The organism is Dyadobacter sp. 3J3 (assembly GCF_009801115.1).
In the GTDB taxonomy this organism is placed as follows: domain Bacteria; phylum Bacteroidota; class Bacteroidia; order Cytophagales; family Spirosomataceae; genus Dyadobacter.
Window position 1 is genome coordinate 114,040 of record NZ_VTOL01000003.1, and the last position, 20,227, is coordinate 134,266.

Here is a 20,227-nt window from a genome sequence, read left to right on the forward strand (position 1 = left end):
AGCGCAGGACCAGAGAAGCGTCTGATAGCGCGAAACCTAAACCCTTAACCTTTATTTCGTTTGATCAACAAAGCAGCCAGATCAGCAGCAGCACCGCTATAACCTTGAATGTCCACCAGCTGTAAAGAATGTATTTCCAATCTTCATTTGACTCTTTCATTGGAATGGATATTAATGTTGGATAAAATCACTATTGAAAAGCAATGAGCTTGGCAGAAGTATGTCCGCCGGCATGGATTACCAACCCTCCACAAATTTTTAAAAAGGCAAATCGTCGTCGTCTTTATTAGGTCCCATTCCAGGTGGAATTGGGTCAGGTTGCCGTTGTTGAGTTTGTTGACCTTGTCCGGAAATTTGATTTCCACCGGAAACAGGCGCGCCGCCGAGTAACGTCATGCTATTGGCACGAATAGTTGTCGAATATTTCTCAACTCCTTCTTTGTCGGTGAATTTATCTGTCCTTATCTTTCCCTCAATATAAACCGGGTTCCCTTTTTTTAAATATTTCTCTGCAACCTTTGCCAATCCCTCCCAAAGCTCAATTCGATGCCATTCGGTATTTTCAACTCGTTCACCGTTTTTGTTCGTGTAAGCTTCGGTCGTAGCAATGCTGAATTTCGCTATGGCAGATCCGCTCTCCAGATATCTAACTTCTGGATCGCTGCCTAAATTTCCGATAAGAATTACTTTGTTAACACTTGCCATTATTGTCTGTTTTAAAATTCTCTATTTGACTCAGTACTTGATATTTGTAAAATCCCGAGAAGTAGATTTTTCCTTTACTTCTGATTATGCTTCGCTCTGATATGAAATTGGATATGCGGATTCGTGCATGTTTTAACTCGGATGTCTCAGGATTGTATTCATAATGAGTTTTAAAACGAGCGTTATCTTTGTCATAAATACCACCAAAATGAGCAGCCAGGAAATAGTAAAATTTAAAATCACTTTGATTATTAAACTTTCTCATTATAATCCGGGCATTAATATCTTCAACGGAGGTGACCTCTTTAACGGTTAGCGGATGAATCCTCCTTAATTCTTCCAATTCCATTATTAAAAATGTTTTGATTGGTTATTTGATCTTTATACTCCTCTAAAAATATTCTGAACAATTTCAGTTTGTCTTCAAGTCTTCCAAAGTCATAAGTTGAAGGCGTATAGGTTTCAACATGTACGTGACCGTCTGAAATGATCACATAGTTAAGCTCCGTTAATCCTTTTTGTTCCAGCGCTTTCATATACCAATGGCAGCTAGAGTGTAGCATCGATGGAATTTGATAATACTTCATGGCTCTGAATACAAACCCTTTCCCGAACCCCACATAATCAATCATCCCGCCCACTTCGATATCACCAAGGATAGTTGAACAAAAAATATCCGTTTGCCCAAATCCGGGAAGCATCTTTCTGACAAGCTCAATATTATCCGATGAGACATCCTTTTTAAAAACTACCTCCTTGAAAAAATTAGCAACTTGGCTGTCTGTCGGATTTTCCTCACCGTTAAATATATATCCAGTATTCAGGTAATTAATCAAATCAAATGCTTCGAACGAATACCCTATTGAACCTCCCTTTAAATATAGATCGAAAGTATCGATCATATCCGGGCTAAGCCGGTACCGAACTTGTAGCATCTTGATATCGTTTGGTAACTTTATCAATTACACATTTAAGGGCAGCCGCTTTCTCTTTCATTAAATTAGCAGCTTGCATTTTTACATCCGAGATGAAGTCAATTTGCATAATCACCTCTTTCGCCTCATTCAAATCATCAGCATTTTCGCAAACCGATAAAGCTGTTTGAACTTTGTGAATCTGATCCAGATATTGCTTGTAGATTTCGGTGTCGTCGTTCATATTTTTCAATGCCAACTCAATAACATCAGAGAGTTTAACACCGTCAACTTCCATGAATTCAGGGAGTCCGCAAGTGTTCTTTCCGTAAAAATTATCGGAAGGATTGAAAGTAATAGTTGATTTCCCATTATGAGAACGCATATATCCACAAAGGTCAACCTCACGCATAATGTTTGATGCGGTGGATCCTGTAACGTCAGGCCGTATCATCGTTTCGTCACCGGACTTAGTTTCCTTGTCATGAGCAATTAGAACAATATGTTTCCCAAGATCCCGGAGCCTTGTCATAAATTCTTTGAACCGTTGAGCCAAAGCGCCAAACCCTTGCTGTGTCAGGGCTCCGTCCTTACGTTTCATCCTGGAATCTCCTTTCATAATGCTAAGCGATAGAACTTCCAATGCTTTCCCGGCAGTATCGATTATGATAGTATCATACGATGACAAATCGGTCTTTGTTTCAAATAAACCATCAGTATCATCCCAAGTTTTAATTGGAACATAAGCACCTCGGTATTTTGGTCCTACGCGTTTTACTCCGTTATCAAAGTCTAAAAGCAACGGATTTTTAGACGAAAAAGAAAATGAAGTTTTGCGCACACCTGGCTGCCCATAAATAAGCATAATAAGCCATTCAACTGCGATTGGGTCTGTTGGTTGTTTGATTACCATTTTGTTAAGTTATAAAGGTTGGTTGATTTTTTTATTGGATATTAAACTTACGCTGCCTGCAAAGTAAGTGTTTCCAGTTTTTGCTCAAATTCACTAACAAACAGTGAAAGTTGTTCAGTATCAATCTGATCAGTTTCAAAAAACGTCACGTATGGTTTCAAACGGAAACCGATTATTACTTGAACTTCATTCATTCTAACTGCATAAGCCTCAGGAAACAAACGGTCTATCGAAATTCCCATTCCATTCATTTCGGCTGTCGCTTCACCTGACGTTGTTAATGCTGAGAATTGCTCTGCAAGGGAAATAATGGATACAATAAATTCTTTCATTTGATATTACGGTTATACTTATACGCTGTTAAACTTTTTCCTTCTTAACGGGAATCAAAAAGGCAAGAAGGATGATAAAAGCCAACACTGCCAGGCCCAAGGCAACTTTTGTTTCGGGTTGCTCACCGACGAATTTGTATATCAGATATTTGATATCTGACACCAAACCATAAATGTCTATTGGAATCATTGTTTGATTTGTTTTGCAATTTTGGGTGCCAGAAGCACCATTACAGTGATAATCAAAAGCGGCAGGTAACCAAAGGACTCTGTATACATCGTCGGATTGCTGCAAATCCAGATTAGCGCGGGAATTAACTTTTGTGTGATGGCAGCTGCACAAATGAAGGTGACCAATATTAGTAACTTCGCCATATCGATGGTCTGGAATCAAGTATGTGGATAAAAATTTCAGAAAGCAGAATCGGGCTAATGATGATCGTAGCGATAATTGACGCAATGATCCAGATCAGAGCAATAAAATAACGAGCAGCCTTAACTTCAATAGGAGTATTTTTCATATAGGTTTTGGTTTGGTTTTTCTTTTACTTGAATGGTTTAATAAAAAATTATCAACGGCATTATCGACTTCTTCATTTGTTTTCACATATCCCCGAAGTAACCACTCTTCTATTTTTTCACGTTCAAAAAATATGGATTTTCCGGTGGGTTTTGAATGCGGTATTTTTGATTGCGAAGTCAAACGATATACATGATTTTTTGAAAATCCGGTGTATTTAACTAATTCATCCAGCGTTAACACCTTTTTTGAATAATATGGTATTTCGATTTCGCTCATGTTATTATTCTTTTACATATTCTCTTAAATCCCTGAATAACTTCTTTAGATGATCAAAGGCGCGAACTCTATTTGATAATTCAAATGAATTCACATCATCAACTTGATCCAACAGACTATCAACAAACATGCAGTGAACTGCATCCTCTGGCGTGGAATTAGCTTCTGATTCAAACTCTCCAAAAAATACTTGAATCATTTCTTTCAAATCTTTTTTCTCTTTATTTCTCATTTGTCCTATGATTTATGTGGGCATAATGCTTTTCTTCTGGCACTCGCGGCCACCGGATCTTGCTGGGTGCTTTTTCTTGCTACTCGGTTCTTTATCCATTCATCAAGCTCTTCTTGGTCAAACACAACATGGATGCCGGACTTTAAGAATGGAATTTCCTTTTTATGGGTCATTGAGTAAAGAGTTCCTTTAGATATTTTTATCCCTCGATTATTGATATGTTTAAGTGCATCGGCAATATTCAGCCATTTCTGTTTAGGTGGAGAATTTCCAACATTATAGTTAGCTAGTAATTCCTTTATGGCATCCTGAATAACGGAAGCCAATTCCTCCTTAGTTGTTATGATTAATTCCATTATTGAATGCTTATTAGTGAGAAAATCATTGATTATTTTAGGCTCCAATAAATCCTGTTAAGGCCTCTACATCATTGTTATACTCCACCATGAACATCCTCCCCTCGCCGGTAGACAACCAATGCGCACTTACACCATAATCATGGATCAAGAAATCATTATAGATGGATGGTAGTGGATTGTCTTTCAGATGGCAAGTACTCCAAAAATTTCCTTGATTTAGCCCATAATCCTTGCAAAAACGATATACGCTTTCGATTGTTCCGTTTTTAATCAAAATATCCATCGCCCAACGGAATCGCTCCTTTGCCACCTGAATTTGTTTTACCTGAACAAATTTATCCTTAGCCTTTGGCGTGGGCTTGTTTTTTAGCTCGCTCAATTCCTTTCTTGGCCTACCTCTTGGTCTCGAATTCTCCTCGGTTTCCTTTTTTTCTTTATACCTGCCAATTGATCTGATCGGGATAATTTTTGGCTGATTCATTGCAATACTGCGCTTTTTCCGCCCTTTGGAGGAGTATTGATAAATGGTTTCAAAACTCTTACCGATCCTCCCGGAGGATTAGCGCTGTAAAATCTATGAATAAACTCTCGTCCCTTTTGCGTCCAACATGTAAGAATTGTTGAATGCTGCACACCGCTCTTATCAGTATGGGTGTGCGTTTTAGGACCCGTGTATCCCATTCCTACAAAATTTGCCGTCAACAGCCAAACACCACCAACTCTTTTTAAAACCCCTTTTGTATTCAGGTAAGTATTTAGGGCAGATGGTGATCTGAACCCAAGTTCCGCGGCAATAGTCGATATTGTAAAAAGATCAGGAGTATCAAGCACTTTGTCGTGAAATTCGACTTTGGAGGCTGACTCGATCAAAGCTTTCGCCTGAGCCTGGTTTTGTATCTTCAACCCTTCCTGCTGAATTAGCAACGTGTTGTTCTGAGAAATCAATTTTTCTTCGCTCTCGTATTTTTCAGCAAGCTGGCGAAGCGCAGCTGGAAGCGTTGTTGGAAGATTGAAATTTACACCTGGATTAAATTGAAGTTGCTTTAACTGCTCTTCCATTTGACCAAATGCCGAAATAAAATCCAGTTTAAACTGCAAAGCTTTTTTTCCTGTGAATCCCATAACTAATAATGAGAATCCGTCGCGGTTCATGGTGAACATGGGTTGCTTTTTATTTTGCTCATTCAAATATGTCGTTTCTGTGAACATTCGGAGGACGGCGGAATTTTCCGCTGTCGTCAATTCGCGAATTGATTCAAGGACATCTTTGTGTTGTTTCCCAAATTTCAGAGCGACTCGAAGACTATCGGTTTCAACTCTTCCTCCATTGTTAGTTACTAATTCCATATGAATGTTGATTTAATGTTAAAACTGAAACTCAGGAGTCCACTGAAAATTTGGTTTTTGATCTTTCACTCTGATTATTTCGAATCCGGTATTAAAATACAATCCAAAGTGAGTGCCGTCAGTGATAAACAGAAACTCGTTCGGCTTACCGTTTTGAATCAATTCGGATTCCGTAGGAATTTCAAGGTCAAGGTTTTGCATAATAATAAGAGTTTAAATAAATACAGATTAAAGACAACTGAAATATAGATTACAATGCAAGCAATTTGCTTTTTGTAGTTTCGATAACCTTAGATTGTGCAGTTAAAATATGCTCCAATGTATCAGCCCTTACTTCATCACCTCCCTTTATTGCTCTCTCGTAAGTCTTATACGTATATGTGCTTTCCTTGACGGCCACCATAACTTTTCCCAGCTTTATCAACTCATTATGCCGTTCAGTTAATTTTTTATGAATTGATTTATCCATTTTGGTTACTTTTGTTTTAGTGTTGCACTTGTTTTGTAATTGACATAGACAAATATCATAGATTTTTATCTATGAAACAAATTTTATCTAAGATATTTTGAAAAAAATTGAAAAAATATTTCAACAACTTGAATTAGAGGGACTTTCAATCACTGAATTTGAAAGGTATGCTGGAATATCCAATGGATATCTCAATAATACATTATCTAGGGATAGCGATATTTCAGCAAAAATCTTAGACAAAATAAGGGGACATTCACCGGAAAGCTATAAAATTATTGAGCGAGCTTTGGGTGATGTTGTTCTTGGTAGCGACTTTGTTTCAGAAAATTCTCAAAAACTCACAGATTTCAAACCTAACTCGGATTTGATACCTTATTGGGAAATAGATTTTATAGCGGGAACTAATTTTGACGCAGTAGATAACCAAAGCACTGAACCAACATATTATATGGATATTCCCGACTTTCGGGGATGCACCGCATTTCGTGCATATTCAGATAGTATGGAGGGCCTGATCAAAAGTGGCTCTGTTTTATTCGGCACCAAAATTGAAAGATGGAATGAACATCTGGAATATGGTCAAGTTTATGGTATAGTATGTGATGATGGGCGTAAGTACCTAAAGTACATCAAGCGATTTAGAGAAAATCCACTTGAATATTTCCTTCTGGAAAGCGAAAACAAATCTTACGATGAATTTGAAATGCCAAAAAGAGCGATACGTTCCATTTGGTTAATACATGGTCATTTAAGCAAACGTATTTAAACATTTTAAATAATATCACCTCTAAACAAAAAGAAATGAAACATTTATTACTACTATCAGTTTGCGCTTTACTTTTTACAGGTTGCTCAAAAAGTGAAGATAAAACACCGGAGCCGGAAACAATTATTGACTCTCCAACAATTGAATTGAAATATGACTCTCAGCATCAGTATGCTCTAAAAAAAGGTTCAGCAGATGTATTTCCGTCTACTTTCAACTGGATTTCATCGAATGAAAAAGTAGGTAAAGTTGATGCAAATGGCCTGTTTAAAGCAAGAAAGATTGGAGAAACGACAATAACAGGAACTGCATACGGGAAAAATGTAGAAAGTAAAGTTACGATTACTCCTTATGTTACATTATTTACTGAACCTTACATTGAATTTGGAGCTTTAAAGGAAACTATAAAATCTAAGGAAAAAAGAAAACTTTTAACTGAGACTGCAACGGGATTATTATATGAAGGTTCATCTATCACTCAAACTCGCGCCGTATTATATGTTTTTACAAATCAAAGATTGGCAAGTGCCGGGATTTTGTTTGAAAATGCAACTTCAACAGTAGCTCTCTCTTCAACTTTTCTAAAAGAAAGATATCCTGATAGAGCGACAATTGATGGAAAGGTTTATATGCTTAACGATGAAAGAACATGGGGTGTGGTATTGACCGTAGATCCATCATATGGATATATGGGAGTTTATCTTCCAAATTCAACAAATGGACGAATGGTGAGTGATCAATACAATTCCGCAATAGAATCATTTAAAAATATAATAAAACAGAACTGAAAACATTTTCAATTCCCAATTTGACTTTATGAGTGCAGCGGGAAAAGTTGTCGACAAATGTTTTGTATCCGGAAATTTAAAAAGTGATTACTTCATCCATTTGAACGCCCCTCCTCCTATGAATAATTCCAGTAGTTTATAAATAAGTGCCGTTGCGCAAACCAGAAAAACGCATTGAACAACAGTATTAAGTTGAAGAAAATAATTTATGTAAACTTCCATATTTGTCTGAATTATGAATTTTGGGAATGATAGAAAGAGAATTATTTTACTGAGACATAAAATGGTTATATCAAAGGAAGAAGAAAGTGAATACAATAAATTAATGTCTGCTTACCCAGATAATGATATTTATGAATCTAAACTTTATCAGGAACTGTCAGGTGTTGGATTTCTTAGGTATACCGGAAAAGATTTATTACAAAATGAAGATGGAAATTACATTGAACAAGAACCTTTCGACAATGGCAAATATATAACAACTGTTAGCGGCGAGCTATCACTAACTAGCCTATTTGAGTCGGAGCTTCTTTCCAAAATTGAGAGCCAACGATTCAAGAAAATTGAGAGTCTTGGGATTCTCATCGGCGGAATCGGGGGACTTATCACTTTGCTTACGTTCCTCTATCATCAAATCCAAAGATTTTTGAAGTAAATCGTCGGCAAATTTATCAGCATCAGGATATGACACCATTGGCAGCTTTCCAGAATCAATAAAATTGAAAAGCATTTGTGCATGAACCATGTGTAGAATAGGAGAACGGGAGATATATGTTTCCTGCCTTGTAACAAACTCAATGCACTTAAATCGAAGTTCTTGGTCTGCATTCATATTTTATAGTGTGTATTTAATAAAATGAAGAAAAATTACTTCCAAAACTTGAAACTATAAAGCCACTTATACCCGAACAAACTGAAAAAATAATATCTGTTATGGCAAACATCAGCAGTCTTCTTGCGCTGATCCAGGCCAACGTCGCGAAGTAGATTTAAGTTGGAGTTTAAAAGTTCAGCGGTGTCGATATTTCGGAATTGTGAATTTCTGGCTGTAAAAATCTCACAGATCTTTTCGTCTTTAGAAAATAGCCTACGAATAGTGCCGATTACTTTTCCTTCATCATTTTTAACTAGCGATTCCTGTAATGACAGATTAATGAAAAGCTTTTCATTAGTAGTACTCATAGAAACAATTAATAATAGTGTGTGATTAATAATATAAAATTACAAAAACAATCAGCCATGACAAACATCTCCGAAAGCAATTCATCTGACAATCCAAAAAGAGGCCGCGGACGACCGAAAATTTCTGATGAAAAGAAAGCAGAATCAGCAAAAGCTATGAGACAAAGGAATCCAACCAAACAGATTCCAGAGACAATCGCAATACATTCCCGATTTTTCCAGGCATATGACACTCTACTCGAAAGACACGAAAAAAGTCTCGAATTCCCTAAAATAAAAAGTACTTATGAGTTTGTTAAAAAGTATGCAATCAATCATGGCAATTTCACCAGATTAAGAGAAATGCCTGAAAGATATGCTTTGCCTGTGATATTTATCTATTACCTGGTTAATGATTATTCGATATCTGCTCAATGGATATTAACCGGCAATGGAGAAATGTTCGAAGAACACAATTGAGATTTCGGTATTTTTCAAACTATTTCAATATAATGTAAAATTTACAATCCATTACACTTGCTTTGCGCTCTCTTCTGCAATATTGTCATCTGGATAGTTTGTAAGTAAAGCTGCGTTGTTTTGACGTTCCAATTTTTCAAATGAATCTAAATATGCCTCAGTAACTCTTACATCTGGATGCCCCAAATTTTCGGCAATGGAGGCAATATTTACACCTAATCTTTTAAGCACAGTTGCGTGGCTGTGCCGGGCAGAATAGGTGGTAAATTTTGCAATGCCTATAGAATCAGCAATTGTTTTTAGCTTTTTATTTATGCGCTTGGTAAGATCCATTATTATCAATCTTTCCTGCATTGCATCCTCTTTTCCGGTAAGATATGGGAAAATATAATCACTAGGCTTACGACCTTTTACGCCCCATCTTTCAATCATTTCGCCAACCATCGGTGTTAAAGTCGCTATTATTTCTTTCTTCTTTTTCGTAGTTCTAATGGTCTTGGCCCGGAAAAACCTAATTTCACCGTCCTTTATATTATTGTCCTTAAGTCGAACAAGGTCTCCGATGTTAATTCCATTTATTAAATAACTAAGGATCCACAAATCCCGATACCTGGCAGTTGCTTCCCATTGATCATCATACTGAATAACTTTCATTATGTCATCGCGAGTAAGAGCCATTTTACGACTCTCACCAGATGGTATTTGATATTTATCTTTACCAAAAGGATAGTCCATTGCTCTAATTATTCCTGCCTTTTTAGCTTCATTAATAATAGCTCGCAGTGTCCTCATATAAATACCAATAGTGGAATACGACATATTTCGGTCAAGCATCCACTTTTCATATTTCTTAAGCCAGTCTAATGTGACTGAATTGAATGAAATATTATCACCTGCAAACTTTTCTATACTACTTAATGTATATCCATAAAACAGTTGAGATCCGGCACGTTCTTCCTTTTTAAGAATCTGAATTTTAGACGCAAATGCAGAATTTAAATTGCTGTCTACTCCCTTTCCCAGCCTGATATTGAGAAGCTCAAATGAAAATCCCCCATCATTTATAAGACCTTGCGCTACTTTTGACACTAAGTTAAATGAAGTCTGAATGGCAAATTTCAATTCGCTGGCAGCTTTACTTTTTGTCCCCGGCAAAGATTCCCACTCTTGAACAGACATATTCTTTCCAGTGGAATAATATTTCCTATCACGTTTATAAGTTACCCTGATTTTTACTGGGAATTTTTTGTCCTTATTTGGTTTTCGAATATCTTGAATTGAAGAAATGGTAATACCGTCCTGGGAATAGCTATACATTTAATTAAATTTGGTGCACACACGATTTGCACACAAATATACAAAATGCATTAAAAAATATTAAAATAAAATTCAACAAAATTGCCTTATTTGGAGTTATTTAGCCAATAAATCAAAAGTCGCAAAAAGCCTAAAAATGAACGATATAGATCAAAAACAGACTCTTAATCTGTGGGTCCTGAGTTCGAACCTCAGCGGGGTCACCCAACGGGATAAATCAGAAAATGGCTGATTTATCCCGTTTTTTTATCTATCGACTATTGTTCGAAATAATTCCTCCATTCCATTCTATGACCAGTTAGCTTCTTAAATGATTAGTAAATAGGGCATAGCATGGCGAATTGATTTACCTGATTACTATTTAAAATTAAATTTATTCTTAGCAGTTCTTTTGACGAGAATGCATAATTCTGAAAGCATTTAATGGAGTCTGTTACCTGCTCTGGTTTACTTGCACCAATCAATACGGAGCTTATCCGGGGGTCCTTTAATATCCAGGCAAGTGCCATTTGTGCTAAGTTTTGTCCACGTTCTTCTGCCATTTAATTAAGCAGACGAACCTTGTTTATTTTTTCGTCCTTGATCTCGTCCTAATCAACAGCTTAGTTCCCTCTATGGCTCGCGGCTCTCGAACTGACTGGAATACCTTTCAGATATTTCTTCGTTAATAAGCCTTGTGCCAAAAGTGAAAACGGAATACAGCCCACGCCATTTTCTTCTAAAACATCCAACAGTTCCTTTTCAACCCAACGATCCAACATAGAACACTTTGGTCTAATGTCCCATCCCAAATCGGCAAAACCCATTGATCCTTATCCAGGTGTTTGTTTTCCAGGGAAGTTCAATGTCTGTAATAGTAACCTAGTAAAAATTTATCATTGCTGTATTTCGCGATTTCCCGTATCATTTTTTCAATGTGCTTATCAAATCCGGGATCAAATACCCTTGTAAGATCAAAGCGAAAATCTTGCCATCCCGTGATATTATACTTCCCTCCAAAACGTTTGAAGTGTTCGGCTTTGTAACTTTGCATCGGGTTTATGATATGCTGATGATTTGGCTTTGTGGAAGTTGTTTACCAGTCACCAGAATCTGCCATTTTGCTGTCAAGAGCTATTTTTATCCATTGCCTTTTAATAAAGACTATTTACGTAAACCAGCTTATTATCGAATTTATTGATGGTGCTAAATAAAATAGCTCGACCAAATGCTTTAATAAGTGTCTTTCTTTTTAGGATATTTTTAAACCAGATTCCCTAGCAAAAACTTAAAATTACTTCATAAAAAAATCCGAATGCCGGTCAGGCAAACGGATCCATTAATTATTATTCAATATCACACCCTACTTTTTGGCGTTGGCTTTCATAACAGCCTGCACAATTACATCAGCAACCGCTTTTGGCTGCGACATAAAAATGACATAACTTCCTTTTACTTCCGTGATTTTAGTATTCGAACTTTTGTACATATTTCGTTCAATGTCAGGATTGATGCTTTTGTCTTAGGTCGCAACGATGCTATAACTCGGCTTTGTTCTCCATGCAGCATCTTTTACAGCGGTTGCGAAGTTTTCCGCAAACACAGGCTGCTGCGAATCATACATAAAATCAGTTTCTTCTTTACTTACATCTGCCGCAAAACCAGCTATGAATTTTACCTTATCGTAATAAATAATGCCGTTTGCGTCCGGAGCGCCAATGCCGCTTTCCAGAGCGGTTGGAAGGGATATAGACCATTTCATTGTATTTTCATCTTTTTCAGGCTGATACGCTGCAACGTACACCAACGCCACAACTTTTGGATTTAAACCCGCTTCTGTAATTACAGTACCACCCCAGGAATGACCTACCAGTAAAACTGGACCGTCCTGCATGTTAATGATGCGATTGGCTGCATCAACATCATCCCTTAATGAAGTTAGCAGATTTTGGACAACCGAAACATGATATCCATTCGTAACCAAAATATTATAAACGCTTTTCCACCCTGAACCATCAGCAAAAGCGCCATGAACGATCACTACATTTTTAACTGACTAAGTTTTTGCGGCAAAATTTAGCCTCATTATAAACATCAAAATGAACAAGCAAGCTTATTTTAACGCTAGTCACTTTTTTCAATAATATCAAATTTTTCATCTTGTCTCTGGATTTATGATTTAAGAAAACGCCGCGAAAGAGCGTTCCGGATGACAAAATATTTAATTTCCCGACTGATTTTACTCTTTCAAAAACCTGATAAATTCTTCATTGAATTTGTCTTTTTCTTCTATGAAAGAAGCATGTCCGCTTTTATCAAAAGGCACGAGTTTTGACCCAGCAATGGCTTTATTCATTTGTTCAGCCAATGCGAATGCTACAATTTTGTCTTCCTTTGCATTGAAAATCAGTGTTGGAACTTTTATTTTAGGAAGGTCACCACGAAGATCCTCATCACGAAGTGCGATCAGAGCCTGCTCCATAGCATAAGGTGAAGATTGCAGTTCGAGCCCTCCCAACCATCCGCCAATGCCAGGTGATAACGAAGTTGCAGACAATGTAAATTTTTGTCCAACCGCAGCCAGTAATGCCGGTCGATCTGAATTATTAAGCGCGACCCACTGGGAAATTTCTTCCTTTGTAAAAAGTGGATAAGCATAATCCGGTTTTTTTGTATGGCAGGGAGCCGCGGCTGAGAACAGCGCCAGTTTACTGATATGCGCACCGTCATATTTGGCTACATAATGCAGGGCAATAGCTCCCCCCATCGAATGACCGCCAATCGTTGCATCTTTTACATCCAGTTTGTCAAGCACAGTTTTGATATCTTTTGCAAATTCGTCGTAATTATATTTGCTGTAAGGTTTGTCGGATTGCCCAAATCCTCTCAATGTAATACCAATGACGCGAAAGCCGGCTTTAACTAAAGCGTGATACTGATATTCCCACATGGCATCACTTAAAGGATACCCGTGGATCAATACAACCGGTTTCCCTTCACCCAGGTCGGTCACATGAAGACGAACGTTGGGCTCTACCTCAATATACTCCTGTCTGGCACTGGAAGTATTATTTTGATCAATACCTTCATTTTCCTTTGCCTTATCCTCTTTTGTTTTATTGTCACAAGACATTGCCAGTGTACATAAAGACAAGGCTGCCACGATCACGGAGATTTTTATATTTTTCATTGTAGTAAAATTTAAAAGGTTGAACAGAAAACCAGCAGGCGGTTCTCAGCGAAAAGCCTGCCGGTTCAAAATTTTATATATTTTTAATTCTTATGCAATTACCCTGCAGCCTGAACAATTACCTCAACCACACCTTCCGGATTGGTCATGAACAATGTATGTCCTCCTGTCATTTCTGTAACGGTACACCCTGCACGTTTATACATCTTACGCTCCAAAACCGGATTGATCGTACCATCGTCTGTTGGAAGAATGGCGAACGATGGTTTTGTTTTCCAGGCAGCTTTGGTAACCGGCGCTATGAAAGACGCAACGGTTAACGGAATTTGCGAGTCGTACATAAAGTCCGATTTTTCTTTGGATTGACCCGTGGCGAAAGTAGCCTGGAATAAAGCTTTGTCAAGATATACCAATCCTTTGTCGTCAGGAGCAAGAATGCCGTTTACTTCCAGAATAGCTTCCGACTGAACCAGCGCCAGTGTAGATTCTCCTTCGTCCGGGATAAAAGCGGCTACATATACCAGGCTTGCTACGTTTGGGTGATCCCCCGCTTCGGTAATGACTGTTCCACCCCACGAATGCCCTACCAAAACGGTTGGCCCATCCTGGTGATCCAACGCTGTAAGCGTAGCGTTCACATCTTCCTGCAAAGTGGAAGTCGGATTCTGAACCAATGTTACCTTGTAACCTTTTGATTTCAAAATATTATAGGCGGCTTCCCAGCCAGAAGCATCCGCAAAGGCTCCGTGGACTATAACGACATTTTTAATTTTGTTCTTTTCCATGTTGATTAAAAAAGGGAATTTGGTAAATGATGAAAGGTCTTAAAACAAATACTTTTTCAACTCAGCCGCAGCATGAAGAAAAAGAGATTTGGTTTGAGGAATATGAGCAATTGGATTAAGCAAACCGAAATCGTGTATCGTTCCGTTGTAACGGATTGTGGTCACTTTAACCCCGGCTTCATCCAGTTTACGGCCGTAAGCTTCACCTTCTTCCCGCAAAACATCCGCATCGGCTACCTGTATCAATGTAGGAGGCAAACCTTTCAACTGTTCAAGCGTCGCATTCAAGGGAGAGGCATAAATTTGTGCTCTTTCAGCCGGGTCAGTCGTATAGTTGTCATACATCCACTTCATCAATGGCGTTGTAAGAAAACGGTCTTTGCCATACAACTGATAGGTTTCATTGTCAAAATCAGCAGCGACGATCGGCCACATCAGGACTTGAAGTTTGATCTTAGGACCATTATTTTCTTTTGCTTTTATTGCCGTTACGGTAGACATGTTCCCTCCTACGCTGTTACCAACAATCGCAAGATTACTTCCATCTACATTAATCTCTGCACCGTTTTCTGCAACCCATTTTGTAGCCGCAAAAATTTCGTTAACCGCTTGCGGATACTGAGCCTCCGGAGATGGCGTGTAGTTGACAAAAACACATGCCGCTCCTGAAAGCACTACCAGATCACGCACCATCCTTTTGTGGGTTGGAAAATCACCAAGTACCCAGCCACCGCCATGAATAAAAATAAAAACCGGTAGCGTTTTCGTGATTCCTGTCGGCTTCACAATATCCAGTTTAATCGTGTACCCATCTGCTTCAATAACTTTTTCTGCGAAATCTACACCGGAGTAATCTACGTCTACGGATGCCTGGGCACCTACAAGAACCAATCTTGCATTTTCCGGCGACATGGTTTCAAGCGGATCACCTCCACCTGAATTAAGGGCAGTCAGGAATTTTTTAACCTCTACTGAAATGGCAGGGTCAACGGAAAAATCTGTGATTGTTTGTGAGCCTGTTTGAATGTCATTCATAACTACTGCTTTTAGAGTAAGTATTTGCCTAAAACTAAATATTTACAATACAAACTTAAAAGAATGTGCCATCCATTTAAGTATTTGATTTTCAATAATTTAAATTAAATATTTAACCAAAAAATTTACGTAATACCGTAAATTTATGAATTGATTACGGTGGAGCACAAACGACCTAAAGAAAGCCTTTCTTAATAGAAACTGAACCCTTACCAGTTATCGTAAATTTTACTATCTTTAATTAGTGAGAAGTCCTTACTTAAAGACAGAAACCAGTCAATGTAAGCACCTACATAAAATGAATCTCAATTTGGATATTACAGGAAATGAACCTGTTGAAAGTCAGAAAGAATTAGCATTGTTATTATCCATTAGCCGTGATCTGGCGTCCGTGCGGGATAAAAAAGATCTGATCGGAATTATCAACAGCAAATTTAAAGAGACCTTTATTTTTGATGATTTCCTGATATGCACCGTCCAGGAACCTCAGGAATTTCACAGGACTTTTTTTCACAATACAGATCTGACAAAAGATGGTTTAAAAGCTTTTTTTTTATCAGGTGAAAATTTACCTATACAAGATGGTTTCTTTGAAATAGCACACAGCAGCAAAGGGATAACCCGGTTTGATATCCAAAAAACTTTGCAGGAAAATACGGCTTCACCGGCTTATCTTAGCGAAATTCATCAAAAAGGAATAAAGGAAATGATAGCACTTCCGCTCGTTAACCAGCGGGGAAGAATTGGTGTTTTTTTTCTATTATTTAAAAATCCGCATACGGTGAACGACGAATCGTTACGAATACTCGAAGGGCTGTCTTATCAGCTGGCGATAACGATTGCAAACATTGTTGCTAATGAAGAAATTGAGGAACGTGAAAATGAGAAATCAATACTGCTCAGCGTTGGAAATAACATCGCTTCCGCCAGAAGTCGCAGTGATTTACAACATATTGTCAGCAAGCAAGTGCTCGATTTATTTTCAGCGAATTTCTACACGTTTTGCCTGCTTAATGAAGATGGCAATACACATACCCCTTTTTTGCATAGCCATGATGGCGAGATTCCCCAGGCAGGTCACGGAGTAAATCCGGTTATTCAGGATCTGCATAAAGTTAATGACGGCATTTTTGATTTGGCCATGCAAGCTGAAAGTCCATTGATATTTCCTATAAAAGAATTACTCCATCTAAAAGAAATTCCTCGTTACGTTAATCACTGGGCAAAAGCGGGCATCAGAGAGCTCATGGTAATAAAAATACTAAATGCCAATGAACCCAAAGGAGTTTTGTACTTATATGCAGAAAAAGCCGGTTCGTTTTTTAAAGACAAATTCAGCCTTCTCCAGGGAATTGCTGCCCAGCTTGGTACAGGTATTTTCAACGTACTCGCAAACGAAAAAATCGAACAGCAGCTTGTTGAAATAAATAAATTCAAACAGCAGCTTCTGGCAGAAAACCATTACTTGCAGCAAGAAAATAAATCGGCTAACAGCTTCTCGGAAATCATAGGGTCAGGCCCGGAAATTCAAAAAATATTTCACCTGATCTCGCAGGTTGCCTTCTCAGATTCGACCGTATTGCTGTTGGGGGAAACAGGTACAGGTAAAGAGCTCATAGCCAGGGCAATTCACAAGGAATCGCCACGTAAGGATAAACTGATGATCAAAGTAAACTGTGCCGCGCTGCCTCCGAATCTGATTGAAAGTGAATTGTTCGGGCACGAAAAGGGAAGTTTTACGGGCTCTGTCGACAGGCGGATTGGCAAGTTTGAACTCGCCAACAAGAGCACGCTGTTTCTGGATGAAATAGGAGAACTTTCTCTTGAACTTCAGGTAAAACTTTTGCGGGTATTGCAGGAAAGGGAAATAGAACGTGTGGGCGGCAGATCGACTATCAAAGTCGACGTTCGGATCATTGCAGCTACCAACAGAAACCTTTTCATTGAAGTGGAAGCCGGAAGATTCCGCAGCGATCTCTTTTACCGGCTAAATGTTTTTCCAATTACGCTTCCTCCCCTTCGTGACAGGAAGGAAGACATCACCACGCTGACGTCACATTTCATTACAATTTATGCGAAAAATGCCGGTAAAAAAATCACAGGTATGTCACAAAATGTGATCCGGGAAATGATGGCCTATTCGTGGCCTGGAAATGTGCGTGAATTACAACATTTAGTGGAAAGAAGCGTGTTATTGGCAGACGGGCCAACGATTAAAGAAATACATCTTCCAAAAAATCCGCCTATCAGTACTTCGGTTCAGGAGTATGATTTTGTCATCAAACCACTGGAACAGGTTGAAAAAGAATATATTTTAAAAGTGGTAAAAAGCTGCGGTGGCAGGATCTCCGGTCAGCATGGCGCAGCAGCCAAACTTGGACTTCCGTCAACTACCTTAATTTCCAGGATGCAGCGGCTCGGTATTAAAAAAGACCATTTTATTGAGAAAAAATAAACTCTTCTTTGGAAAAATGTCTGTTTCAAAAATGCGCTTTTTGTAAAGATTCATTGTCGGTAAGATTTATTTTCCCTGACGACAATGCCCAGAAAATAAAGAGTGAAACACAAATGATCAATGCCGCCATAGGATTATAAAAAGACGTGGCAAATGCGGCCAGATATGTTGGTAACCCATACAGATAGTTTCTGGTGATTTTTCGGATTGCGCTATCAGTCATTCCCGGTCTTAAAAGTTCTTTATGACGGCTCGCACAAAACCATAATAAGTTATAGGATAAATTGATAAGCACAAACATACCTGTATAAATCGCTACGACAAGTTCGACAGAGGCAGTATTATAAAATTTCGATAACAGGGCCGTAGGATACGAAACGCAAGTCACCAAAAAGAGGATCAGCCCGTTGGAAAACATGACAGCCGAATTTCGTTTATAAATCTGCTTGAAAATTTTATGGTGGTTGACCCACATGATAAAAATACTGGAAAAAGAAATCGTAAACGCCAGATAGGACGGCCAGGCCTGCTGCAAACGACTCAGTAACAGCGGGGTATTTTTTACCTCTTCGAACTGGGGCACGTGAAGATCCAATACCAGCAACGTAATAGCAATTGCAAAGACCCCGTCGCTAAAAGCCTCAATACGAGTGGTTTCCTTTTCCATAATGTTATTTGAGTGTAATTCTAATTTAACTTCGGCAATAAGACTTATGAAAAAAATAAAATTTTAGACAATTTTCAGAGCAGTCGTATCCAGGCTGGCGCCCGACAGCCGACAGCCCGTCAATAATAATCTTGCTTAATCCCCAGTTTCTTCATTTTTGAATACAAAGTAGTGGCTGGCATATCCAAGAGCTCCGCAGCTCCGCCCTGGCCGGAAACCCTTCCACGACATTCTTTCAGCGCGCTCATAATATGATCCCTTTCCATTTCTTCCATGGTTTTAATCCTGCCGCCAGGTATTTTTTCACGAATTTCTATCTGAGCTTCCGGCAGTTCGACGCTTTCTATCTGACTGCTTTGAGTTAACAGAATACTTCTCTCAATCAAATGTTCAAGTTGCCGGATATTTCCGGGCCAGTTGTACTTTTTGAGCTGATCGAAAGCAAAATCAGACAGCGTTAGTTTACCGCGTTTTAATTGCTGCGTATATTTTTTAATAAAATAATTGACAAGCAATTCAAGGTCTTCTTTTCTCTCCCTAAGTGGTGGGACAGAAATTGGAAAAACATTGAGCCGGTAATATAGATCCAGCCTGAAACGGCCCTCAGCAACTTCTTTTTCAAGATTGCGGTTTGTGGCCGCAACAATCCGGACATCCACTTTAATGGTATCGTCTCCACCAAGCCGTTCGATCTCTTTTTCCTGTAAAACCCTTAACAACTTAACCTGTGAATCCAGTGGCAGCTCCCCTATTTCATCCAGAAAAACAGTCCCGCCTTCCGCCTGTTCAAATTTTCCGATCCGTCTGTTATTAGCTCCGGCAAAAGCTCCACGCTCATGGCCAAATAATTCCGATTCAATCAAAGACTCGGGAAGGGCGGCGCAATTCAGCGTGACAAAAGGTTTGTTCTTTCTATGTGAAAGTGTGTGCACGGCGTGTGCCAAAGCTTCTTTTCCTGTTCCGCTCTCACCGATTATGATTACAGAACTAGGGGTGGATGCTACAATAGCAATCTTTTTCAAAACAGCTATTAGTGCAGGACTTTCACCAATTACACCTTCAATCACAGGAATGGCCGTAACGGCAGGCTCAGGCCCAGGAGGTATTATATTCCCCTGTTCCAGATCGTATTTGTAACGGGCAATATCCAGCATGATCAACAGATCACGCTCTCTGAATGGCTTGACCATGAAGCCGTAAGGCTGCGTTTCTTTTACGGATTCAAGCGTACTTTGGTTGGTATTAGCTGAAATAAATAGAAACGGAACCCCTGTTTCACGAAGTTCAAAAGCAAGGTCTATACCGGTTTTGTCACCTTTAAGGATAATGTCAAGCAAAACCCAATCGGGATTTTTTAACGTTATAAGTTGCCTTGCCTGAATCACAGAAGAAGCAATTCCACACACAAGATACCCGGCTCTGGTAAGCATTAACCTGAGATCATTGGCAACAATAAACTCATCTTCAACAATCAAAATTTTTATTTTTGCCATATATTTTTCATCAATCAGCTTTCTGATTTTATTAATAA

General features: G+C 38.6%; 29 protein-coding genes and 1 pseudogene. 5 read left to right on the forward strand and 25 right to left on the reverse strand.

From position 1 onward, the window contains the following. Window positions 1-258: 258 nt before the first annotated feature. The 15 genes from FZF08_RS07370 to FZF08_RS07440 are packed head-to-tail and all read right to left on the reverse strand — an operon-like array spanning window position 259 to window position 6,070. Complete coding sequence (locus FZF08_RS07370) at window positions 259-705, reverse strand: single-stranded DNA-binding protein (protein ID WP_159468002.1); 447 nt, start codon at window positions 703-705, stop codon at window positions 259-261. Beyond that, window positions 692-1,054 carry a hypothetical protein gene (locus FZF08_RS07375; protein ID WP_159468003.1) on the reverse strand — a complete coding sequence of 121 codons (363 nt, stop codon included), beginning with the start codon at window positions 1,052-1,054 and terminating at the stop codon, window positions 692-694. The genes FZF08_RS07370 and FZF08_RS07375 overlap by 14 nt, the downstream gene beginning before the upstream one ends. Next, window positions 1,011-1,640 (reverse strand): hypothetical protein, encoded by a 630-nt coding sequence (locus tag FZF08_RS07380; protein WP_159468004.1) that lies wholly within the window; start codon window positions 1,638-1,640, stop codon window positions 1,011-1,013. Before FZF08_RS07380 ends, FZF08_RS07375 begins: the two co-directional genes overlap by 44 nt. After that, window positions 1,615-2,532, reverse strand: a complete 918-nt coding sequence (locus FZF08_RS07385) for an ATP-binding protein (RefSeq protein WP_159468005.1) — start codon at window positions 2,530-2,532, stop codon at window positions 1,615-1,617. The genes FZF08_RS07380 and FZF08_RS07385 overlap by 26 nt, the downstream gene beginning before the upstream one ends. Window positions 2,533-2,579: 47 nt before the next feature. Beyond that, window positions 2,580-2,864, reverse strand: a complete 285-nt coding sequence (locus tag FZF08_RS07390; protein ID WP_159468006.1) for a hypothetical protein — start codon at window positions 2,862-2,864, stop codon at window positions 2,580-2,582. A gap of 28 nt (window positions 2,865-2,892) precedes the next feature. Beyond that, window positions 2,893-3,054: a hypothetical protein gene (locus FZF08_RS07395; protein ID WP_159468007.1), complete on the reverse strand. Its 162-nt coding sequence runs from the start codon at window positions 3,052-3,054 to the stop codon at window positions 2,893-2,895. Further along, window positions 3,051-3,239, reverse strand: coding sequence for a hypothetical protein (locus tag FZF08_RS07400; RefSeq protein WP_159468008.1), 189 nt, complete (start codon window positions 3,237-3,239; stop codon window positions 3,051-3,053). The genes FZF08_RS07395 and FZF08_RS07400 overlap by 4 nt, the downstream gene beginning before the upstream one ends. Beyond that, window positions 3,224-3,385 (reverse strand): hypothetical protein, encoded by a 162-nt coding sequence (locus tag FZF08_RS07405; protein ID WP_159468009.1) that lies wholly within the window; start codon window positions 3,383-3,385, stop codon window positions 3,224-3,226. The genes FZF08_RS07400 and FZF08_RS07405 overlap by 16 nt, the downstream gene beginning before the upstream one ends. Continuing rightward, window positions 3,382-3,663 (reverse strand): AlpA family transcriptional regulator, encoded by a 282-nt coding sequence (locus FZF08_RS07410; protein WP_159468010.1) that lies wholly within the window; start codon window positions 3,661-3,663, stop codon window positions 3,382-3,384. The genes FZF08_RS07405 and FZF08_RS07410 overlap by 4 nt, the downstream gene beginning before the upstream one ends. Before the next feature lie 4 nt (window positions 3,664-3,667). Continuing rightward, window positions 3,668-3,895 (reverse strand): hypothetical protein, encoded by a 228-nt coding sequence (locus FZF08_RS07415; RefSeq protein ID WP_159468011.1) that lies wholly within the window; start codon window positions 3,893-3,895, stop codon window positions 3,668-3,670. 5 nt (window positions 3,896-3,900) lie between these two features. Then, window positions 3,901-4,251, reverse strand: a complete 351-nt coding sequence (locus FZF08_RS07420; RefSeq protein ID WP_159468012.1) for a helix-turn-helix domain-containing protein — start codon at window positions 4,249-4,251, stop codon at window positions 3,901-3,903. A 37-nt stretch (window positions 4,252-4,288) separates the two neighbouring features. After that, window positions 4,289-4,735 (reverse strand): hypothetical protein, encoded by a 447-nt coding sequence (locus tag FZF08_RS07425; RefSeq protein ID WP_159468013.1) that lies wholly within the window; start codon window positions 4,733-4,735, stop codon window positions 4,289-4,291. Beyond that, complete coding sequence (locus tag FZF08_RS07430) at window positions 4,732-5,601, reverse strand: Rha family transcriptional regulator (protein WP_159468014.1); 870 nt, start codon at window positions 5,599-5,601, stop codon at window positions 4,732-4,734. The genes FZF08_RS07425 and FZF08_RS07430 overlap by 4 nt, the downstream gene beginning before the upstream one ends. Before the next feature lie 18 nt (window positions 5,602-5,619). After that, window positions 5,620-5,802: a hypothetical protein gene (locus FZF08_RS07435; RefSeq protein ID WP_159468015.1), complete on the reverse strand. Its 183-nt coding sequence runs from the start codon at window positions 5,800-5,802 to the stop codon at window positions 5,620-5,622. A 49-nt stretch (window positions 5,803-5,851) separates the two neighbouring features. After that, a complete protein-coding gene (locus FZF08_RS07440) occupies window positions 5,852-6,070 on the reverse strand; it encodes a hypothetical protein (RefSeq protein WP_159468016.1) in 219 nt (72 codons plus the stop codon). A 97-nt stretch (window positions 6,071-6,167) separates the two neighbouring features. On the opposite strand from FZF08_RS07440, the gene FZF08_RS07445 reads away from it, so the two are divergent. The 3 genes from FZF08_RS07445 (at window position 6,168) to FZF08_RS07455 (ending at window position 8,282) form a co-directional block, all read left to right on the forward strand. Then, entirely contained in the window at window positions 6,168-6,839 is a 672-nt protein-coding gene (locus tag FZF08_RS07445) for a S24 family peptidase (RefSeq protein WP_159468017.1), read from the forward strand. 35 nt (window positions 6,840-6,874) lie between these two features. Beyond that, window positions 6,875-7,627 carry an Ig-like domain-containing protein gene (locus FZF08_RS07450; protein WP_159468018.1) on the forward strand — a complete coding sequence of 251 codons (753 nt, stop codon included), beginning with the start codon at window positions 6,875-6,877 and terminating at the stop codon, window positions 7,625-7,627. Window positions 7,628-7,862: 235 nt separating this feature from the next. Continuing rightward, window positions 7,863-8,282: a hypothetical protein gene (locus tag FZF08_RS07455; RefSeq protein WP_159468019.1), complete on the forward strand. Its 420-nt coding sequence runs from the start codon at window positions 7,863-7,865 to the stop codon at window positions 8,280-8,282. A gap of 212 nt (window positions 8,283-8,494) precedes the next feature. On the opposite strand, the gene FZF08_RS07460 is transcribed toward FZF08_RS07455, so the two are convergent. After that, window positions 8,495-8,809, reverse strand: coding sequence for a hypothetical protein (locus FZF08_RS07460; RefSeq protein ID WP_159468020.1), 315 nt, complete (start codon window positions 8,807-8,809; stop codon window positions 8,495-8,497). A gap of 57 nt (window positions 8,810-8,866) precedes the next feature. On the opposite strand from FZF08_RS07460, the gene FZF08_RS07465 reads away from it, so the two are divergent. Beyond that, on the forward strand, window positions 8,867-9,268 hold the full coding sequence (locus tag FZF08_RS07465; RefSeq protein WP_159468021.1) for a hypothetical protein: 402 nt from the start codon (window positions 8,867-8,869) through the stop codon (window positions 9,266-9,268). A gap of 51 nt (window positions 9,269-9,319) precedes the next feature. Here FZF08_RS07465 and FZF08_RS07470 read toward each other — a convergent pair whose 3' ends face one another. The 7 genes and pseudogenes from FZF08_RS07470 to FZF08_RS07495 form a co-directional block, all read right to left on the reverse strand. Further along, window positions 9,320-10,585, reverse strand: coding sequence for a site-specific integrase (locus FZF08_RS07470; RefSeq protein ID WP_159468022.1), 1,266 nt, complete (start codon window positions 10,583-10,585; stop codon window positions 9,320-9,322). Between the two features lie 314 nt (window positions 10,586-10,899). After that, window positions 10,900-11,391, reverse strand: a pseudogene (locus FZF08_RS07475) (aldo/keto reductase). A 536-nt stretch (window positions 11,392-11,927) separates the two neighbouring features. Next, window positions 11,928-12,053, reverse strand: coding sequence for a hypothetical protein (locus FZF08_RS32040; protein ID WP_255463440.1), 126 nt, complete (start codon window positions 12,051-12,053; stop codon window positions 11,928-11,930). 33 nt (window positions 12,054-12,086) lie between these two features. Continuing rightward, on the reverse strand, window positions 12,087-12,605 hold the full coding sequence (locus tag FZF08_RS07480) for an alpha/beta hydrolase (RefSeq protein WP_200837047.1): 519 nt from the start codon (window positions 12,603-12,605) through the stop codon (window positions 12,087-12,089). A 198-nt stretch (window positions 12,606-12,803) separates the two neighbouring features. Further along, complete coding sequence (locus FZF08_RS07485; protein ID WP_159468023.1) at window positions 12,804-13,754, reverse strand: alpha/beta fold hydrolase; 951 nt, start codon at window positions 13,752-13,754, stop codon at window positions 12,804-12,806. 98 nt (window positions 13,755-13,852) lie between these two features. After that, on the reverse strand, window positions 13,853-14,539 hold the full coding sequence (locus FZF08_RS07490) for an alpha/beta hydrolase (protein WP_159468024.1): 687 nt from the start codon (window positions 14,537-14,539) through the stop codon (window positions 13,853-13,855). Window positions 14,540-14,578: 39 nt separating this feature from the next. Continuing rightward, window positions 14,579-15,574: an alpha/beta hydrolase gene (locus FZF08_RS07495; protein WP_159468025.1), complete on the reverse strand. Its 996-nt coding sequence runs from the start codon at window positions 15,572-15,574 to the stop codon at window positions 14,579-14,581. A 298-nt stretch (window positions 15,575-15,872) separates the two neighbouring features. Between FZF08_RS07495 and FZF08_RS31725 the strand changes: the two genes are divergently transcribed. Then, a complete protein-coding gene (locus tag FZF08_RS31725) occupies window positions 15,873-18,029 on the forward strand; it encodes a sigma 54-interacting transcriptional regulator (RefSeq protein ID WP_229216449.1) in 2,157 nt (718 codons plus the stop codon). A 25-nt stretch (window positions 18,030-18,054) separates the two neighbouring features. Here the strand turns inward: FZF08_RS31725 and FZF08_RS07505 are convergent, their stop codons facing one another. Continuing rightward, window positions 18,055-18,696 (reverse strand): TMEM175 family protein, encoded by a 642-nt coding sequence (locus tag FZF08_RS07505; RefSeq protein WP_159468026.1) that lies wholly within the window; start codon window positions 18,694-18,696, stop codon window positions 18,055-18,057. Window positions 18,697-18,815: 119 nt separating this feature from the next. After that, entirely contained in the window at window positions 18,816-20,189 is a 1,374-nt protein-coding gene (locus FZF08_RS07510; protein ID WP_159468027.1) for a sigma-54 dependent transcriptional regulator, read from the reverse strand. Window positions 20,190-20,227: the final 38 nt, after the last annotated feature.

Bases quoted from the DNA above. Each gene is read 5' to 3' on its own strand.
- FZF08_RS07395 (WP_159468007.1), bottom strand. From the start codon at position 3,054: ATGATTCCAATAGACATTTATGGTTTGGTGTCAGATATCAAATATCTG.
- FZF08_RS07505 (WP_159468026.1), bottom strand. From the start codon at position 18,696: ATGGAAAAGGAAACCACTCGTATTGAGGCTTTTAGCGACGGGGTCTTT.
- FZF08_RS07410 (WP_159468010.1), bottom strand. From the start codon at position 3,663: ATGAGCGAAATCGAAATACCATATTATTCAAAAAAGGTGTTAACGCTG.
- FZF08_RS07470 (WP_159468022.1), bottom strand. From the start codon at position 10,585: ATGTATAGCTATTCCCAGGACGGTATTACCATTTCTTCAATTCAAGAT.
- FZF08_RS07420 (WP_159468012.1), bottom strand. From the start codon at position 4,251: ATGGAATTAATCATAACAACTAAGGAGGAATTGGCTTCCGTTATTCAG.
- FZF08_RS07490 (WP_159468024.1), bottom strand. From the start codon at position 14,539: ATGGAAAAGAACAAAATTAAAAATGTCGTTATAGTCCACGGAGCCTTT.
- FZF08_RS07510 (WP_159468027.1), bottom strand. From the start codon at position 20,189: ATGGCAAAAATAAAAATTTTGATTGTTGAAGATGAGTTTATTGTTGCC.
- FZF08_RS07435 (WP_159468015.1), bottom strand. From the start codon at position 5,802: ATGCAAAACCTTGACCTTGAAATTCCTACGGAATCCGAATTGATTCAA.
- FZF08_RS07430 (WP_159468014.1), bottom strand. From the start codon at position 5,601: ATGGAATTAGTAACTAACAATGGAGGAAGAGTTGAAACCGATAGTCTT.
- FZF08_RS07455 (WP_159468019.1), top strand. From the start codon at position 7,863: ATGAATTTTGGGAATGATAGAAAGAGAATTATTTTACTGAGACATAAA.
- FZF08_RS32040 (WP_255463440.1), bottom strand. From the start codon at position 12,053: ATGTACAAAAGTTCGAATACTAAAATCACGGAAGTAAAAGGAAGTTAT.
- FZF08_RS07450 (WP_159468018.1), top strand. From the start codon at position 6,875: ATGAAACATTTATTACTACTATCAGTTTGCGCTTTACTTTTTACAGGT.
- FZF08_RS07460 (WP_159468020.1), bottom strand. From the start codon at position 8,809: ATGAGTACTACTAATGAAAAGCTTTTCATTAATCTGTCATTACAGGAA.
- FZF08_RS07405 (WP_159468009.1), bottom strand. From the start codon at position 3,385: ATGAAAAATACTCCTATTGAAGTTAAGGCTGCTCGTTATTTTATTGCT.
- FZF08_RS07415 (WP_159468011.1), bottom strand. From the start codon at position 3,895: ATGAGAAATAAAGAGAAAAAAGATTTGAAAGAAATGATTCAAGTATTT.
- FZF08_RS07495 (WP_159468025.1), bottom strand. From the start codon at position 15,574: ATGAATGACATTCAAACAGGCTCACAAACAATCACAGATTTTTCCGTT.
- FZF08_RS07465 (WP_159468021.1), top strand. From the start codon at position 8,867: ATGACAAACATCTCCGAAAGCAATTCATCTGACAATCCAAAAAGAGGC.
- FZF08_RS07370 (WP_159468002.1), bottom strand. From the start codon at position 705: ATGGCAAGTGTTAACAAAGTAATTCTTATCGGAAATTTAGGCAGCGAT.
- FZF08_RS07425 (WP_159468013.1), bottom strand. From the start codon at position 4,735: ATGAATCAGCCAAAAATTATCCCGATCAGATCAATTGGCAGGTATAAA.
- FZF08_RS07385 (WP_159468005.1), bottom strand. From the start codon at position 2,532: ATGGTAATCAAACAACCAACAGACCCAATCGCAGTTGAATGGCTTATT.
- FZF08_RS07440 (WP_159468016.1), bottom strand. From the start codon at position 6,070: ATGGATAAATCAATTCATAAAAAATTAACTGAACGGCATAATGAGTTG.
- FZF08_RS07485 (WP_159468023.1), bottom strand. From the start codon at position 13,754: ATGAAAAATATAAAAATCTCCGTGATCGTGGCAGCCTTGTCTTTATGT.
- FZF08_RS07390 (WP_159468006.1), bottom strand. From the start codon at position 2,864: ATGAAAGAATTTATTGTATCCATTATTTCCCTTGCAGAGCAATTCTCA.
- FZF08_RS07375 (WP_159468003.1), bottom strand. From the start codon at position 1,054: ATGGAATTGGAAGAATTAAGGAGGATTCATCCGCTAACCGTTAAAGAG.
- FZF08_RS07380 (WP_159468004.1), bottom strand. From the start codon at position 1,640: ATGCTACAAGTTCGGTACCGGCTTAGCCCGGATATGATCGATACTTTC.
- FZF08_RS07400 (WP_159468008.1), bottom strand. From the start codon at position 3,239: ATGGCGAAGTTACTAATATTGGTCACCTTCATTTGTGCAGCTGCCATC.
- FZF08_RS31725 (WP_229216449.1), top strand. From the start codon at position 15,873: ATGAATCTCAATTTGGATATTACAGGAAATGAACCTGTTGAAAGTCAG.